The sequence below is a fragment of the Streptomyces sp. NPDC000151 genome (assembly GCF_040301705.1).
Taxonomy (GTDB): Bacteria; Actinomycetota; Actinomycetes; order Streptomycetales; family Streptomycetaceae; genus Streptomyces.
The window spans coordinates 40,394-58,689 of the sequence record NZ_JBEPFC010000009.1; the positions used below are offsets into that span (position 1 = coordinate 40,394).

The 18,296-nt window shown below is 68.0% G+C and carries 9 protein-coding genes; 7 read left to right on the top strand and 2 right to left on the bottom strand.

Translation table 11 applies throughout. The annotated features are described in order from the left end of the window. Positions 1-71: 71 nt before the first annotated feature. Positions 72-5,714 carry a PDDEXK-like endonuclease domain-containing protein gene (locus ABT381_RS05110; RefSeq protein ID WP_351587863.1) on the bottom strand — a complete coding sequence of 1,881 codons (5,643 nt, stop codon included), beginning with the start codon at positions 5,712-5,714 and terminating at the stop codon, positions 72-74. Positions 5,715-6,033: 319 nt separating this feature from the next. Here ABT381_RS05110 and ABT381_RS05115 point away from each other — a divergent pair, with 319 nt between their 5' ends. The 7 genes from ABT381_RS05115 to ABT381_RS05145 all read left to right on the top strand — a co-directional run bounded on the left by ABT381_RS05115 (position 6,034) and on the right by ABT381_RS05145 (position 17,745). Continuing rightward, on the top strand, positions 6,034-6,867 hold the full coding sequence (locus ABT381_RS05115) for a hypothetical protein (RefSeq protein WP_351587962.1): 834 nt from the start codon (positions 6,034-6,036) through the stop codon (positions 6,865-6,867). A gap of 220 nt (positions 6,868-7,087) precedes the next feature. Beyond that, complete coding sequence (locus ABT381_RS05120; protein WP_351587866.1) at positions 7,088-9,634, top strand: GmrSD restriction endonuclease domain-containing protein; 2,547 nt, start codon at positions 7,088-7,090, stop codon at positions 9,632-9,634. Positions 9,635-9,649: 15 nt separating this feature from the next. Continuing rightward, entirely contained in the window at positions 9,650-9,874 is a 225-nt protein-coding gene (locus tag ABT381_RS05125) for a hypothetical protein (RefSeq protein ID WP_351587869.1), read from the top strand. A 249-nt stretch (positions 9,875-10,123) separates the two neighbouring features. Then, entirely contained in the window at positions 10,124-10,492 is a 369-nt protein-coding gene (locus ABT381_RS05130) for a hypothetical protein (RefSeq protein ID WP_351587872.1), read from the top strand. Between the two features lie 97 nt (positions 10,493-10,589). After that, a complete protein-coding gene (locus tag ABT381_RS05135; protein WP_351587875.1) occupies positions 10,590-12,599 on the top strand; it encodes a serine/threonine-protein kinase in 2,010 nt (669 codons plus the stop codon). A gap of 180 nt (positions 12,600-12,779) precedes the next feature. Then, the gene (locus ABT381_RS05140; protein WP_351587878.1) at positions 12,780-14,165 is read left to right on the top strand and encodes a phage tail tube protein; all 1,386 of its coding nucleotides are present in this window, start codon (positions 12,780-12,782) and stop codon (positions 14,163-14,165) included. A 277-nt stretch (positions 14,166-14,442) separates the two neighbouring features. Continuing rightward, positions 14,443-17,745 (top strand): type ISP restriction/modification enzyme, encoded by a 3,303-nt coding sequence (locus tag ABT381_RS05145; RefSeq protein WP_351587881.1) that lies wholly within the window; start codon positions 14,443-14,445, stop codon positions 17,743-17,745. Here the strand turns inward: ABT381_RS05145 and ABT381_RS05150 are convergent. Next, positions 17,740-18,159, bottom strand: a complete 420-nt coding sequence (locus ABT381_RS05150) for a hypothetical protein (protein ID WP_351587884.1) — start codon at positions 18,157-18,159, stop codon at positions 17,740-17,742. The two genes, ABT381_RS05145 and ABT381_RS05150, sit on opposite strands and share 6 nt — an antisense overlap. Positions 18,160-18,296: the final 137 nt, after the last annotated feature.

Genomic DNA, 18,296 nt, shown 5'->3' on the forward strand with positions numbered 1-18,296 from the left:
ACGACCGGGCGGCGGGTCCGTCGTGGGCCCGGCATCACCGAGCCCCTTCGGCAAGCTTCCGTTCGGTCCCCTCAGAACCGAACCTCCCGGACGACAACAGTACGCGTCCCACCCTGCGGAGCGTGGTACGAGATCTCACGCCCCACCGGCTGCCACATCAGTGCCTGCCCCAGCGGGGACGACGGTGAAACGGTGTCCACCTCATCGGTGGGTAGTTCGGCCACCGCATACAGGGTTCCGTCGTCGACCTGTCCGTCGAACTCGAGGACCAACAACGCACCGGGGATCACCGTCTTCGGACGGTCGCCCTCGCCACCCACACGGATGGCGTCGAGAAAAGTCCGCAGGAAGGCGAGGCGCTTCGTGCAGCGTTCACGCTGATCCGCCTGTGTTTTCCGCAGGAAGACGAGGTTGGCCGCGTCCAGTCCGTCGGGCGCCTCGTCGGGCGCGTCGACCGCGAGTTGCAGTTGCCGCATCTCGTCGACCAGCCGATGGAAGGCCGCCGCAGGAATCTTCCGCACAGGAAGTGAAGCCTGGCCTTCTTGGGAAGTTGCAGGTGCGGCGGTGTCCTCAGCCTGCTCCTGCTCTGGGACCGCGCCTTCCCGGTCCTCTGCCGTCTGAGCACCAGCAGGCTGATCCTGCATCCACACGTCCTGCGCGGGGGCTTCGTCCCCGTGCTGGTCCTCATGCATCGGCTCTATGCCCAGCCGGTCGATCTCCGCCCACAGCGGCGCGAGCGCCTGCTCCCGGTCGAGGTGGAACCGGCTCCCGCGGATGCGGACGAAGGTCCAATCGACACGTTCCAGGTCGCGCTGTCTGGCGGCACCGGTTGATGCGTCCTCGCCCTCGGCAAAGACGTCGCCGTCGCAGGCGACGGCGAGCCTGCGTGTCCCGCCTTCGACGACCAGATCGATCGCGTGGCGTCCGACCCGGTAGCCGGGCCGCACCCGGTAGCCGCGTCCGATGAGCTCCAGGTACACCTGCTGCTGGAAGAGGCTGTCGAACGATTCGTGCCGCACGTCCGGCAGCACCTCGCCCGGGACCGTGACGGTCTCCTCGTCCGTGGGGCGGGTGAGGTGGTCGAGCCACTGCCGACGCAGGTCGTTCTCGTGGAAATGTTCGGGGCGGGCGCTGTGGAACACCCACACCTGGTCCTGGGCACGGGAAGCGGCTACGTTGATGCGCTGCTCGTACGTCTTGCCGGTGAAGCCTCCCGGCACGGTCCCGGCGGCGGTGGTGGCCGAGTTGACGCAGGAGACGAACATAACGTGGCGCTCGTCGCCCTGGAAGTCCTCCGCGTCACCGACCCGGATGCGTCGCTCCTCGCGCTGCTCGTAATCGAGTCGTTCGGCGAGCAGGTTCTCCAGCTCCGTGAGGTGCGCCTTGCTGGCGCGCATGCTGATGACGCCCATGGTCCTTCCGTCGTACGCGGGGTCGGCGCAGCAGCGCGTGATCGCGTCGACAAGCGCCTCGGCCTCGGCGATGTTGACCAGCCGCGTGTTGTTTCCGGAAGCCTCGCCCTTCTCCACGTACACGGTACGGACCGGGGGCAGCCGGTCGGCACCGTACTGTCGCAGCGGCTGCAACTGCCGGTTGTAGCAGAGCTCGTTGGAGAATGAGATGATCTCCGGCATGCACCGGAAGTGCTCCTTGAGCATGAGTGTGCCGCGGCCCGCGGACAGCGCCTCGGTGAGGTCGAAGAAGCTGGACTCGGGTCCGAAGAGGCTGCGCACGTCCGGCTCCAACGCGGTGAGCAGCCGATCTCTGAGATGGAAGTACTCATCCTGCTTGAGGCCGACGTTGGAGGGGCTGACCTGCTTGCTATCACCTACGACGACCATTCGGTCGGCGAGCCAGCTCAGCAGCATGGCCTCTAGGCCGGACTGGCTGGCCTCGTCGACGATGACGACGTCGAATATGCCTGGCCGGTCCATGGGCACGGTCTCCGCCACCGCGTGGACTGGCATGATCCAGGCCGGCACGGCGGTCTGCGCCTTCCGCAGTGCGGCCTGTGCGTCGCGCCGGTAGCGGTGCTGGTACTTGCCTTTGATACGCCGTGCGGCCTGCTGGTACGCGCTGAGTGCGCGGGACTGGTCGCCGGTCAGCAGTCCGAGACAGCGGTGCCAGGCACGGGCGGCGGCGAGTCGCGCGAGCATGATGCGCGCCTCGTCGTCGGCCTCCGTCAAACGCGTGCGCAGCACGCGTTCGGCCTCCGGATCGGTGAGCCGCTCCATGCGGTCCCACCACGCGGACCATGCCCAGGCCTCGGCAAGAAGCGGCAGCCGGACGTCCCAGGCCTCGTCCTCAGCGCTGTCGGTGATCCGCTCGGCGAGCGAGGGGAAGTCTTCCCGCGCTCGTACGAGTGCCGCCTGCTGCTCGGCCCGCAGCCGGACGGCATCGCGGACCTCGGACATCTCGCGGCTGAACTTGCGGTAGCCTTCGGGGTCCTGGGCGCGCACGCTGTCGAGTGCGCGGACGACGGCGGGTGATACGTCCGGCCGCTCGCTCCAGGTGCGCAGCACCTCCTCGGTCTCCTCGATGACCCTACGGGAGCGTTCAGCGGCACGCAGGGTCGTCGCCGCCCGCAGTACGGCTCGTACGGCGTTTTCGACGGCCGGGTCGTGCCAGGTGGCGCCGGTGAGTGCTGGGGAGATAGCAGCGGCGGTCAGCACGTCAGTGCGGGCAGCTGCGACGGTGAGGAGCGCTTCGAGGGCCTCGGCGTCCTGTCGGAGGCGGGCGAGTCGCGGACCGTGGCCCTGCCAGGCAGCGGCGGGACTGCCCCACTCGGACTCGACCTGTGACAGGCGCAGCTCCAGCTGAATGCGTGCCAGCACGAGAGCGGCGGTGCCCGCATCCTCCGGTGCCCGCCCGTCCACCCGAACGGCTTCCGCGAACGCCCCGGCGGTCTTGGCCAGCTTCGACCGCATGCCGAGCGGCCCACGCAGCTTCTGGCCCTGGGCGAGCCCGTCGTGCAGTGCGGTGGCCTGACCGAGTGCCGTGACGGGGTCGAACTGCTCCAGGCCGCTGACCATCGCCGTACCCAATGCGGTGAGCGAGGCGTCCACGGCCGCGAGAGCGTCGGTGACGGCTGCCTGCCGGCTACGGGCCTGCCAGTCTTGCCCCGCAGTGACTTCCCGCAGCAGCTCCTCAGCCCACGGGCCGGCCGCTGCGGCGAGCGACGCTGCGCGGGCCCGCGAGGCGGTGAAGGCGTCGAGAGCGGCTGCGAGCCGCTGCTGTTCGTCTTCTCCGAGGTTTCGCACCGCCGAGTCGTATTCGCCGCTGAGCGGGTCCTGCCGCACTGCGGCGTGTGCCGCCTCCGCAGAGCGCACGACGGTGACGGCTTCCTCGAAGTCGCCGGGGTCGGGCAGCTCCGACAGGCTGGGTACCTCGGCCGCGAGAGCCTGCTGGTGTGGAGTGAACGCGCGGGTCGCATGCAGGAGGCGCAGGGCGTCGTCAGCGCTCAGAGCGGGCTGTTCCTGCGGAACCGGGCCGAGCCAGTCGTACCTCTCCGCCTCGGACGTGAGGCGCTGGGCGATCTCCTGGAGGCTGCCGCTGTAATCGCCGATCTCCGCCTCGAAACGGTGGGTCTCCTGCTCACGCAGGAGGGCCAGATCGCGCAGCATGGCCTGCTGGGCGGAGCGTGCCCTGGCGAGCCGTGACTGGAGCGCACGGATGTCCCGCTCCGAGGCCTTCGGGTCGTAGCCGGCGTACTCGCTGAGGATCCGCTGTACGGACGCCTCCAGCTCGCGCTGGGCGGCCGCCCCGTCCTCGGTGCGGCTCACGCACAGATCACGGATGGACTCCGGCAGCTTGTCCCGCAGTACGCGCAGGGCCCGAGGGGTGTGGCTGGTGATGAGGACACGCTTGCCCTGCGCGAGAAGGTCCGTCACCAGGTTGGCGATGGTGTGCGTCTTGCCGGTACCGGGCGGCCCCTGCACCACGACGAGCCGGTTGCCGCGCAGGCGTTCCGCGATCGTGCGCTGCTCCTCGTTGGCGGGCAGCGCGAAGTACACCTCACCGCTGTCGGCCTCCGCACCATCACCCTCGGCCGCCGCGCGTTCGGCGGCGGTCAGTGCGCCGCCGCGGCCCGCGAGATAGCCGAGCAACTCGGTGGGGGACGTACCGGCATCGATCTGCCGGGCGATGGCCTTCAGGGCATCCATCGTGGAACGGCGGTTGCGCTCGCGCAGGACCAGCGCCGGCGTAAGTGCCACCTGCGGCACATCGAGCCGAAGCGGTTTGACGCGTTCCACCATCGACGAGTAGCCCCCGGCGCTGTGCGCGGCGTTGACCCAGCTGCGCAGCGCCGTGTGGAGGGCTTCCAGGTGCTCTGGGTCGGTGACGTCGGAGGCGTTCTCCAGCACCTCGACGATCTGCTCTCGCACCGGGCCCGGAACGTGCTGGGCCCCTTCCAACATGCCCTCTTCGAGTTCCAACCCGCTGCCGGTCGGGTCGGGTGCCGCGGTGAGCGTGCCGGTCGACGGGTCGAGTCGAAGAGTGGCCCGATGTGTGACCAGGTGTCTTTCGACGCGCTGGCCGACACTTGTCTGCCAGGTGAGCCGGCCGAGCCCGAGTACGAGTTCGTAAGCTTCCCCCAGGTTGGCGGCGTCCTCGTGGATCTTGTGCAGACGGTCGTACAGCTTGACGAGAGGATCGATCGCGCGCCGCCGCTCCGCCCAGGCCAGCCACTCCTCTTCCCAGGCGGCGTAGAGCTTCTCGATCTTCTCCCGCTTTGGGTGCTCGTCCAGCTCGTGGTACGTCTTCTCCAGGGGGATCCCCCCGGACCAGTCCGGGTACTCGGGCTCGATGCGCCGCCTCAAGTGGGGAGCGCGAGTTTGCTGGAAGTCACGAATGCGGGGCTCATCCACCCAGGGCGCGAGCAGCGGTTCCGGGTGCGGGGCCTCTTCGCGTTCGGGACGTACGACCGTCAACCAGGCCCCGCCGTCCGTGGCAAGAGCGTCGTCCAGCATCACTTCGACGCCCGGGGTGTGCGGCAGGTCCTCGAACCACACGACGCCGGCCGCGCCGTCGAGCGTGCGCACGGGCCGCGCCTTCGACTCCTCGGCCTCGGCGAGGAACCGGAAGATCTGGCGGACACGTACGGCGTCGGTTCCTGCACCATAAGAACTGTCGAGGTCGTCCGCAGGCTCAGGCTCGACATTCGTGAACAGGGAGTCCTGCTGGTTACCGAAAAGCGCGCCCTGGTCCGGTAGCGGTGGGGACGTGACGCGTGCGAGGGCCACACGAGGGTCCGCAGAGGCAGGCGGACCTGCATCGGCCGTGGTGAAGGTGACGCTCCCACGCTCGTCCCGGCCGGTGAACCGCACCTCTATGTCCAGCTCGGCGGCGGTACCGGCGGGAATGCTGTAGGCCCAGGTCACCGAGGTCCTGCGCCCCTTGCGCAAGGTTCCTTCGAGCTCGTCGTCGAGCACTTCGGTCTTGTAGTCGTGCACCTGTCGGCCGGTCTTGCCGTACGGTCCGCCACGCACCAGCAGACCCACACCCTCCAGATCGATGGGCCGATCGGTGCCGTTGCTCAAGTAGAGGGTGCATCGCACAAGGTCGTCGCCTCGCCGGTACCCGTACGAGTCTTCGGGATCGACCAGCTCGTACGGCACGACGTCGTCGACCCGCACGTACAGCCCGTCGTCGTACTGATAGACGGAACCGACCGGCTGCACACCGTCGAACGGGCTGCGCTCACTCTGGCTCACTCGCCACCCCACCACTACTGAGGGCCACATGGTGGCCGTTTTGCGAAGTCCCCGCCCTGGCCACAGCAAGATGTTCACCAGCACGCCCCCCGGCGGACTGACTCTCTAGTGTGAACTGAGCACACGAAGAGAGTAGCAGCCATTCCGCTCGCTCGACTCGCCCCGGGAGTCGCACAGTTGACTGGACGGCCACGCCGGATGCGCCGATCACCGACTGCCATAGTCACCGGCGTTAGTTGACTTAGTTCACAGGCGTATGCACTCTATCCCCAGAGCCCTTATCCGATTCCACCCCTAGAGGAGGCTCCGCGCCGTGCGCATGGAAGTGCTTGACATCTCACCCGAGTTGGCAGCCGAATGGCTCACCCGCAACACCAACAACCGACCGCTCAGCAAGAGCACGGTGCAGCAGCTCGCCGGCCAGATCCAGCGCGGCGAGTGGCAGTTGACGCACCAAGGCATCGCCTTCGATGAGGACGGCGTGCTCATCGACGGTCAGCACCGGCTGGCCGCGATCGTGAGAGCCGACGTCACGGTTCCCCTGACCGTCACACACGGGGTACCGCGCACCGCCTTCACGGTCATGGACACGGGGCGCAAGCGCACGGGCCGGGACGCCCTCGCTCTCGCGGGCGAGGCCAACGCGACGCACCTCGCCGCGGCCCTGCGCGGGCTCCACCTCTACCTGAATGCGCCGAACTCCGCATGGAGCGGCGGCTCTTCAGCGACCAGCAACGATCAGCTCCTGGCCATGCTCGACAAGCACCCCGGCCTCCGGGAGGCGCTCCACCACGGCATCGCCCTCAACCGTGCATGCCGTATCACCGTCACAGCCGCGACGATCGGCTGGTACGTCACCAGTGAGGCACGTCCCGACGTCGACCAGTCCTCATGGAAGGACGGCGTCGTCACCGGTGCGCGGCTGGAGTCGGGCGACCCTCGCCTCACCCTGCGCAACACTATGCTCAGCCTGGCCGCGGGCAAGGCGCACCGTCGTCGCGACGACTCACGCGAGCACCTGCTCTACTACATCAAGGCGTGGAATGCCTGGGTGGAGGGCCGGTCCATCAAGCTCTTGCGTCGGTCTCCCAACGAAAGCATGCCCAGGATCTCCATGTACTCGGGGCTGGCGCACGCGTACACGGAAGCCTGACGGGCGACATCTACGGCCGCGCGGTGGAACGGCAGTCGAGCACCCACAACCGATCGGCCTTCTTCATATCTCATGTCGCTCAGCTCACATAGGCGGCAAAGAGCCACGAAAGCCCTCCAGTGTCGACAGAGTTCGCTTATTTTTGAAATGACCGCTGTCCCCAGGGTCGGGCCGCCGGACAGGTCGGCAGGACCTGCGCACCAGCAGGGAAAGGAAGCGCATGCGCGCACAAGAAATCACCTTCCTCAAGCTCGTCCAAGGGGAGAAGCAGTTCCAGGTACCGCTGTACCAACGCACGTACAGTTGGGGCAGGGACCAGCTCAAGCGGCTCTGGGAAGACGTCAGCGAACTCGTCGACCAGCACCTTTCCGGGGAGACCGGGGCGCCGCACTTCCTCGGCTCGGTGGTGCTGGCCCCCGGCCAGCTCCAGGCCGGCGGCGTGCAGAGGTGGCTCGTCGTGGACGGACAACAGCGGCTGACCACGCTGATGCTGGCGTTCACCGCTCTGCGCGACCACCTCAGGGACGTGGGTGACGAGCGCGGTGTGGCCAGGGCGCACCGGCAGGTGCTCGTCAATGAGTTCCAGGAGGGCCTAGACCACTACCGGCTGCTTCCCACGCAGGCGGACCGGGAGGCGTATATCGCCTGTGTCCAGTCCCGGGCGGAGGCCGGCGGCAGCGACAACATCGGTGCGGCCTACCGCTTTTTCCGCGGCGTGCTCGCCGAGGGCCAGGAAACCGGCGGCACAGAGTGGGTCGGCACCGTGGAGACCGCTCTGAAGGATCTGCTCTCGATCGTGGAGATCACCGCCGAGTCCGGCGACAACGTCTACCGCATCTTCGAGTCGATCAACAACACGGGCGTCGGACTCAGCCAGAGCGACCTGCTGCGCAACTATGTGTTCATGCTTCTGCCAAAGCGGGGCGAACGGGTCTACGAGGAACTGTGGCTGCCCATGCAGCAGAGCCTCGGCCCCAAGAACCTCGAATTGCTGGTCTGGCTGGACCTGATCGTCCGCGGTCACCACAAGACGAAACAGAGCGAGATCTACCGGGAACAGCAGAAGCGACTCCAGCCGCTGGCCGGTGACGAGAAGGCATTGCAGCGCGAGATCGAGCAACTGGCTGAACGGGGGAAGCGGTTCCTGCGCATCATCGAACCGCACCGCGAGACCTCGCCTGCATTGCGCGCCGTGCTGGAGCGCCTCACGGCCTGGGGCGGACAGACCCACTATCCGCTTGCCCTCCACCTGCTGGACCTCGTCGACGCCGGCACCACTACCCCCGATGACGCCACACAGGCGCTGCTGTACGTCGAGTCGTACCTGGTGCGCCGTCTCATCTGTCAGACGCCGACCACCGGGCTGAACAGGATCTTCATGGAGGCCCCGAAGGAGCTGGAATCCGACCGTCCGGCCGCCGAGGCCGTCCGGCGGTTCCTGTCCGGCCGACGCCGGAGGTGGCCGAGCGATGAGGAGTTGCGCCAAGCGATCCGCAGCAAGCCGTTCTACTGGAGCGGCCGGCCCTTGCAGCGCAGCTACATCCTGCGCCGCCTGGAGGAGAGCTACCGTCCCGCCGAACCGGTCGACTTCGCCAAGGCGTCCCTCAGCGTAGAACACATCCTGCCCCAGCGACCGGCCCCGAAGTGGTTCGAACTGCTCGCCGAGGAGACCGAGCCGGAGCAGACTCCCCAGGAGCTGCACGACCTTCTGGTGCACACTCTCGGCAACCTCACACTGACCGGCGAGAACTCGAAGCTCTCCAACTACCCCTTCGAGCGCAAGCAGCAGATCCTGGAGTCGAGCGCCCTGCGCATGAACCTGGAGATCGCCGCTGCGCAGCGCTGGGGCAAGGCGGAGATCATCGACCGCGCGGAGCGTCTCACCGAGCGGGCGGTGGATCTGTGGCCCGGACCGATCGGCGGAGTCAAGCCGGCCGGGGAGGAGTGGCCGGGTTGGGCCGACTTGCGAGCGGCGCTGGTGGCGATGCCGAGCGGCGCATGGACGACGTACGGTGACATCGCGGAGCTGATCGGCAGTCACCCGGTGCCTGTCGGCGGATATCTGAGCACCAACACGTCGGTGATCGGTGCATACCGGGTTCTCACAGCGGAAGGGAAAATTTCCACCTCCTTCCGCTGGCCGGACGGCGTCGACAGACAGCCGCCACAAGAGTTGCTGACCAGCGAGGGCGTGAAGTTCGACTCCTCCAATCGGGCGGACCGTTCGCAACGTCTGACCGCTGCAGAACTCGCCACCCTGCTGGGCAAGGACGTCGCACAACCGGTCGCGGACGACCCGCTTCCCGACGCAGCGGACACCGAGGCGGCTGCGAGGTTCCGTGCGCAGTTGGAGGAGCACGCGCCGGGATCCGTCACCGGGGTGCTGGCCGCTCTCGACTACTGGCGCAGCCAGGGCGGTTACCTCAACTACGGCCGATACGAGGAGACCAGCTGCTTCCCGGTGCTGGATGCCGGGACGAGTGAGCGGCCCCACGTGCTGTGGCCGATCGCCATCTACCCAGTGAGCGGAACAGTCGAGGTCGTCTTCCAGCATCTCAAGCACCGCAGCCCTTTCGACGACACAGAACAGCGCCGTGAGCTGCTGCACCGCCTCAACAAGATCGACGGAATCGACCTCCCCGAGGCGAAGCTGGAGCTTCGCCCGTCGTTCCCGGTCCAGGTCCTCGCCGAGCACAGTGACGAGGTCTGCGGAGCGCTGGACTGGTTCGTGCACACGGCGGCGCTGAATCTGGCGCGTAGGGCCTGAGAAGGTTGCTCGGAGGTGGACAACGCACATGCAACTCCCATACGACATCACAATCGGCTACGCATCGGGATCTCTCCCGCCGAGGGGCTCGCGGAACTTCGCATGATGATGTGGCCGGCGTACGTGGCCCCGCAGGGACGTACTCGCATCAAGAAGAGCCTCACCATCGCTGATCTCGCTCAGCTCGCCGCCGCAGCCGCCGAGTTGCAGTTGCAGTTGCAGTTGCAGTTGCACCAGTAGTCGTGGGTGGAGTGGACCCTGCGCTACAGGTCCAGTTGGTACGCGTCCGTCGGCAGGATGACGAGTGGTCGGAGTCCTTGTGACCGATCACGGCCGTCTGCACGAGACAGTGGTGATTCATGCACTGAGTTTACAACGGAATCACTTGAAATCACCGATCCGTCTACCCTTTTGAGGGCATGACGCGTAGTCTCTTGGCGCACGGGTCGACCGCGGGGAGTCGTCTCGTGCACGGGGAGGGAAGGGCACATGCACAAGGGCAGCCTCGAGTACGAGCAGGCCTTGGACACCGTCGTCAACATCCTGCGCACCCGTGCGCGGAGCGGCGCCGGGCCACTGCCGTACGGCGACCTCAGCGCCGCGCTGGAGCGGCTCGGTCACCATGTCCCGCCCCACGAGGGCCCGATGCCGCGCCTCCTGGAGGACGCCTCGGCACGGGACAACCCGGACGGATCGCTTCCGCTGCTGTCCGCCCTCGTCGTGCTGAAGGACAGCCGCTGGCCGGCCGCCGGCTTCTTCAAGCTGGCCCACCGCGCGCCGTACGACCGGCCGGGCGACGACGCGCTGTTGTGGACCCGCGAACTCAAGGCGCTCGCCGAGTACTACGCCGACCACTGACCGAGCGTCGAGCCGGCGACCATCGGCCACATGCTGCGCCTGCGCCTGCGCCTGCGCCTGCGCAAGCCTCCGGCACCGCACGAAGAAGGAACCATCTGTGAGCGAAAACGGCTCCGGCGGAAGAGTCCGGCCGGCGCGACCTGGCGACCCCTCCCGCATAGGTCCGTACCGGATAGTCGGCCGTCTCGGCGCGGGAGGCATGGGCACCGTCCACGCGGGAGTGGCCTCCGGCGGCACGCGCGTGGCGGTGAAGGTCGTCCACCCGCAGCAGGCCCAGGAAGCCGAGTTCAGGGCCCGCTTCAGGCGCGAGGTGGAACTGTCCTCCCGCGTTACCGGCCCGTACCTGGTTCCCGTGCTCACCGCCGACACGGACGCGGAGACCCCCTGGCTGGCCACTCCCTATGTCCCCGGCCCGACCCTGGACCGGCACGTGCTCGACCACGGCCCGCTCACCGAAGGCAGTCTGTACGCGCTCGCGGCGGCCACCGCGCAGGCGCTTGCCGCCGTCCACGCGGCCGGCGTGGTGCACCGCGACGTGAAGCCGCAGAACGTCATTCTCACGCCCGCCGGTCCCCGCGTCCTGGACTTCGGGATCGCCCACGCCGCCGACGGCACCAGCGTCACCCGCACCGGGGTCATGACCGGCACCCCCGGGTGGATCAGCCCGGAGCAGTACCGCACGGGGAACACCGGTCCCGAAAGCGACGTGTTCGCCTGGGGAGCGCTCATGGCCTACGCCGCCACCGGGAGGCTGCCCTTCGGGACCGGCGCGCCCGACGTGGTCGCGTTCCGCGTGATGTCCGGCGAGCCGGACTTGGAGGGCGTTCCCGCGTCCCTGCGCCAGGCCGTGGAACGGGCGCTGGCCAAGGAACGGGAGGGCCGCCCGTCGGCCGCCGAGGCCGCCGAAGAGTGCGCGGCCCTGCTCGCCTCCCAGGCCACGCAGGTGGTGGGAGCCCACGCGATGCCGGCGACGGCCGTGGACATGGTCACGGCCCTGTGGGACGTACCGGCCGGGGACGATCCGGCGTGGCAGCAGCCTCCGCGCCGTTCGGGGAAGCGACCGGCGACCGCCGTCATCCTCGTGGCGGCCGTCATCGGCGGCCTGGCCGCGGGAATGGTGTCTCTGAAGCCCGACGAAACCAAGCCCACCGGGCACGCGGCGCGGTCCTCGGCCTCGACGGCCTCCCCCGCGGCCGGATCCGGGCAGCCGTCCGCGAGCGCCGCGGGAGGGAGCAGGGCGAAGAAGGGGCAGCAGACCGCGAGCGGCGACTCGGCGAGTGCGGAGACCTGGGCCCAGGCGCGCAAGGCGCAGGGCCAGGGCGAGCACGACGTGGCGAGTGCGGTCCTACACGACCAGGGTGTCGAGGCCGGGCATCTAAGCCCAATCGAACTGATCCCGGGGAGTGTGAAGTTCCACGAGGCGCGCCAGGAAGTCTACTTCTCGTACGAACTGTCCTCCGACGAGCAGAGTGAGGTGTACGCGGAGACGCAGACCGCCAACCTGATGTGTGTGACTCTGCACGACCTCGTCCTCCGCGTCCACCCGGACCTGCCGTACCGCACATACGTCCTGGTGCGGGACGAGAAGGGCCAGGACCCCCAGGTGACGTGGCAGGACGACTTCACCGCCGACTCGGCGTGCCGGTCAGCCATCGACGGCGACACCGGGGAGGACCCAGGCACGGCCGCGCCGGACGACTGGAAGCCGGACAATGCCGGTCTCGCGGAGGCGATGAACCCCAGCTCCGACGGCACCGAGATCCGGGTCGCGGACCGCACCGCCGAGAACGTCATCGAGCAGACCAACGCGATGAGCAGAACGCTCGGCACCGACCGCACCCTCGACGGCGACGACATCGCCATCGGCTTCGACCCGGCGGGTTCGGCGATGTACGTGTGGTCGAACTACGTGGAGTGGGACCAGGGCCAGGTCGAGACGTGGGCGGACATGGCCGCCGGCGAGGCCTGCCGGGCCCTGGTGAATAAGCGGGAGAACTCGGGCGACGCATGGCCGTACACCCGTTACGCAGTGGCGGAGACTGGGGCGTCCGGATACCTGATGATCCGCTGGGGTTCGGCAAAGACGGAGGCCGACTGTCCTGCTTGATCAAGGATTGCCGAGGACGACCGCCGGCCGGGAAATCCCGACGTGTTTTCGGTCGTGCGGTTACCCAACCTGCCGTTATTCCTCTGCGTCGGTCTACGGCTCCCCGTACGATCCTCTCGCCGCCCGTACACCGGTGCATACCGAAGCACCGCTCATGGGCGTTCGACAGGGAGGGACCACTTGACCACGTTATCCGGCGCGAGACCGCGCGCCGTCCTCGCCACTCTGGGGATACTCGGCATGGCGCTGGCTGCCGCCGTGTCCCCCGCAAGTGCCGTTGACGTAGCGCCGACCGTACCCACTCAACTGTTCAACGGCAACAGGCACTGCTCGACCGATGCGCAGGAATCCACCCACCTTTCGGCCCGCGACGGTCTGGTGGTCGAGGGCATCCCCGGCACCACCGACAATCACTCGGTGACCGTGCAGTATCAGATCTGGCCGGTCGACGACCCGGCGCAGATCACGACGGTTGCCCGCGAATACGCCACACCGAAGTTCGAGGCTCCTGCCACCGTGCCCGCCACCGCGCTCACCGACGGCCAGGCCTACGCCTGGCGCGCACAGACCGTGGCCGGGAGTGCGGCCTCGAACTGGTCGGCCTCTTGCTACGTCACGGTCGACAACACCCGCCCGGCGCAGGCGCCCACCGTCTCCTCGCCGAACTACCCGCTGGACGAGTGGAGCCAGGGCGGCGAGCCGGTCAGGTTCACGCTGGACGCCAACGGCGACGACGACATCACCGGATTCCAGTTCACCTGGCACCAGAGCTTCCCGGTCATCGGCACCAACATCGGTGAGTACGGCATCCCCGAGCCCGTCGACCCGTACTCGGACTCCAAGTACTTCAAGCGGGCCGACGCCCCCGGTGGTTCGGCGACGCTCAGTCTCGTCCCACCGCACGGCTCCGGTCCGATGACACTGTGGGTGCGAAGCCTCGACCGGACCTTCAACTCTTCGACGATCACCAGCTACAAATTCTTCGTCCGTTCCACGGCACCCACCGTCACCCCGGCCGTCCCGTCCCCCGAGTTCGGCAGCAAGACCACGTTCACGCTCCGGCCCGACGCGGCGCTCCAGTCAACGAGCCCGGTCGTCAGCTACTCCGTGAAGAGCATCGGCGGCCAGGACGGTGACAAGACCGTCGACGTCGTGGCGGAGGCGGACGGAACAGCTCAGGTGGAGATCACGCTCGACGGCCTCTACGGTGGGTTCCTCCAGGTGACCAGCAGGAGCGCGAACGGCTGGGTCAGTGACGCGGCATCGTGGAGCATCAGCTACGACACGACTCCCACCGTCGCTTCGGAGACCTACCTCGAGAACGAATCGAGCGGCGGCGTTGGCATCCCGGGCACTTTCACCTTCGCACCGAAGGTGGGAGACGTCGTGAGCTACACCTACTCCTTCGACGGTGGCCCGGAGACCACGGTCGCCGCGGGCGACGACCACACCGCGAGCACCGACTGGACTCCGGACTCGGACGGCGGCCACTACCTGTCGGTCTCCGCGACAACTCGCTCCGGCATCCAATCGGCTGTCTGCGACCGCTCCTTCACCGTGAACTGATCCCACCGACTGATCTCAGCCCGCACGCCCGGAACCATCGAAGCCGCCGGTGGGTCCGGGCGGTCGCGGTGCCCGTTGTCACCCATGTTGGAGAGAGACCCTCACCGGCGTCGTTGGCAGCAGCACCGCGACGTTGCCCGGCGCTCACAGGCGCAACCGTGCTGCATCGACGCACCCCCTGTGCACCCATGCCATTTCTGTTTTCTCTGCCTCATACTGCGCAGACAGGAGGGTCTCGTGTCATCTACGGGACTGGGGTGCGGGAGCTGGGGGGCTCATGTCCGACGCACGTCTTCAGTGGCTCCAGGAAGCTATTTCCCTCTTCGGCGCCGCGTGCAAGCGCAACCTGGCGGGCCCCGGTGACCGCGAGGCGGCCATCCGCACCCCGCTGGAGCAACTGTTCCGCACCATAGCCGCGCACCATGCCATGGCGGAGGCCAACTGGCACCCGGAGACCCGCATCCCGCATCTCGGAGTGCGGCCCGACTATGCCGTACGCGTCGGCAAGCACGTGACCGGCTACATCGAGGTGAAGCGGCCCGGCAAGGGCATTCACCCCGACTCGTTCACCGGCCACGACAGGAAACAGTGGGAACGTCTGCGTGACCTTCCCAACCTCCTTTACACCAACGGAACCCACTGGCGCGTCTTCCGCCACGGTGTCCAGCTAGGCGACGAGGTAGCGCTCTCCGGACCACTCAAGATCGCCGGCGAGAAGCTGGCAGTCGCTGACCTCGCCTCCTTCGACGCGCTCACACAGGCCGTGCTCGGCTGGAAGCCGCCCAGGACCCGGCGGGTCTCGGTCCTCGTCCAGCACATCGCCCCACTGTGCCGTCTGCTGCGCGAGGCTGTACGGGAGCAGCTCCGGGCCGAGTCCGCACTGGACGCGGACGATCCCACCGTCGACCGGCCTTTCACCGGTCTCCGCGGTGACTGGCGCCGGTACCTCTTTCCCACCGCGGACAACACGACCTTCGCCGACGGATACGCCCGGACGATCACCTTCGCACTGCTCCTCGCCCACACTGAGCGCATTCCGCTCACCGGCACGACCTTTCACGAGATCGGCCGCCGCCTGAACGCGGGCCACGCCCTGATGGGCAAGGCCCTCCAGCTTCTCACCGACAACGTCAACGAACGGTTCGAGGTGACGCTCGACCTCCTCGCCCGCACCATCGAGAATGTCGAATGGGAGACCATCCGGCAGGGCGACCGAGACGCCTACCTCCACCTCTACGAGTCGTTCCTGTCCGTCTATGACGACAGGCTCCGCCAGCGCAGCGGCTCCTACTACACCCCTCACCAGGTGGTGGAGGAGATGACCCGCCTCACCGAAGAAGTGCTGCGCACTCGCCTGGGCAAGACGCACGGCTTCGGAGACGAAAGCGTGCACATCGTCGACCCCGCCATGGGCACCGGCACCTATCTGCACACCATCATCGACCGGGTGGCGCAGCAGGCCGCCGAGCGCCAGGGCAGAGCCATGAAACCCGACGCGATCGGCCGCCTCGCAATCCGCCTGTACGGTTTCGAGCTACAGATGGGCCCCTTCGCCGTCGCCGAACTCCGCACCGCCGACCTGTTGAAGAAGCACGGCGCCGAGTTACCACCGGGCGGCCTCAACCTGTACGTCACGGACACGCTCGACGACCCCTACGTCCAGGAGGAACAACTCGCCTCGACGTACGCGGCCCTTTCGGTGACACGCGCCCGCGCCAACCACGTCAAGGCCAACGTCCCCGTCACCGTGGTCATCGCCAATCCGCCATACGACGACAAGGCCGAGAACCGGGGCGGCTGGATCGAGAAACGGGTGAAGGGCCAGGGCCGCCCTCCCCTGGACGACTTCCGGTATCCGGGGAACGGCCGGTACGAGCACGCGCTCAAGAACCTGTACATCTACTTCTGGCGCTGGGCCACGTGGAAGGTCTTCGACGCTCACGAGGACGACCGGCACGGCGTCGTCTGCTTCATCACCCCGTCCGCGTTCACCAGCGGCCCCGCCGGGCGCGGCATGCGCGACTACCTGCGCCGGACGTGCGACGAGGGGTGGGTCATCAATCTGTCGCCGGAGGGGCAGCGGTCGGACGTGGCCACCCGAGTGTTCCCGCACGTCGCCCAGCCGCTGTCGATATGCATCTTCGTACGGCGGGCAGACCGCGACTCCGACGGGCCGGCGCGCATCCGCTACCGGGCACTCCACGGCAAGCGGGCGGAGAAGTTCGCCCAGCTTCGGGCGTTGCACTTGGACGACGAGGGGTGGCGGTACACACATACGGAGCACATACGGCCTCTTACCCCGGCGTCCTTGTCGGGGTGGGACGACTATCCACCGCTGGAGGCGCTCTTCCCCTGGGGCAGCCCGGGCAGCAAGGCCAACCGGTCCTGGGTCATTTCGCCCTCGAAGTCAGTCCTCCAACGTCGCTGGGCACGCGTCACAGCGGAAGCGGACCCTGAGGTCAAAGCTCTCCTGTTCAAGGAGACGCCGGATCGCCGGCTCAGCATGCGGCTACCCGCCCTGCCAGGCTTCCCACACCGCAACCGAAGCATGGAGCAGGAGGGCGACACGCGCCCTCGGCTCCTTCGGATTGCCATGCGCAGTTTCGACCGCCAGTGGATCGTCGCCGACAATCGGGTACTCGACCGCCCACGGCCTGACCTGTGGGAGTCCTTGCAGCCGGGTCAGGTATTCCTCAATCAGCAGAGCAGCCATGAGATCAGCAGCGGCCCTGCCCTGGTGGCAGCCGCACTGCTGCCGGACACCCACCACTTCAACGGCCGGGGCGGCAGAGTGCACCCCGTCCTCCACCCGGACGGCAGCGCCAACGTACCCACCGGACTGCTCCGGTACCTGGCCTCCATCCTCGGTCTCGACGAAGTGGCGGTGCACGACCTCGCCGCCTATGCCGTGGCCGTCGCCGGGCACAGCGCCTTCACCGAGCGCTTCGCCGAGGAGTTGCTCACTCCCGGCGTCCGGTTACCCCTCACCCGTGACCCGGCGCTGTGGAGCGAAGCAGTCCGCATCGGTCGCGAGTTCCTGTGGGCGGCGACCTACGGTGAGGCCGGCCCACCGGCCGACGCGGTGGCGTCCGCTCAAGACGGTGTCGGCTTCCCATCGGGGGACCCGCGACAGGTGCGGTACGAGACGGGCATCGGCACCGCCGTACCCGACGCCCTCGCCTACGACGAAGAAACCGATACTCTCCACGTGGGCCCGGGTACCTTCACGAGGGTCCCGCCGGAGGTCTGGCGCTACGAGGTCGGCGGCATGCCCGTCGTCAAGAAGTGGTTCGGTTACCGGAAGGCCTCCCCCACCAGCAGGAAGACCAGTCCCCTGGACGACATGCACGTCACGAGCTGGCCGAGCGAGTGGACTCAGGAGCTGATCGACCTGTTGTCCGTGCTGCGTCGGCTGGTCGACCTCGCGCCCGCGCAGCAGGCGCTCACCACGGACATCGTGAACTCACCGGTCATCACCGTCGCCGACCTCACGTCGGCGGGCGTTCTCCCTTTGCGCCCCGGAACGACCCGCGCCCGGCGTCGCGTCGTCCTGGACTTCGGCGAGTCGGACACGTCATGAGCGGTCGTCGCCGAGCCCGCCGTCGCGGACGTAGGCCTGCGCCTGCTCGAGGGTCCATGCCCCTTCGGCGAGCCGTGTCAGGGCGTACCCCGCGGCACGAGGTGCCGCGCCGCGTGACACGGTGTCGGCGAAGGACACCACCGCGCTCAAGCGGGCGGTCAATTCGTCGCACTCCGCGGCGCGTAGAGCCGCCGCTCCGAGCGGGGTGAGCCGAAGCGCGCCCTCGTGATCGCTTCGCTGCTCGACCAGCCCGGCCCACAGCAGGCCGGGCAGAGCGTCCTGAACCTCGTCTGTGTCGAGGTCTCGAGCCGCGTAGGGCTCCGGCGTCGCTGTGGGGAGCGGGAGGTCGCAGAGATCCAGTTCCTGCAACAGGTGTCGCTGGACTAGCGAGAGCGGGCCAGTGGATACGAGCATGGCCCCAGTATGGCCCGCAACGTGCGCCACGCCTTGTTGCCGCCCATGAACCGGCCCCATGGTGGAGACCGGATCGCGGAACGGATCGCAGCGCGACGCGCGGAACTGGACGAGGTGGGAGGTAGCCCGTGACGGCG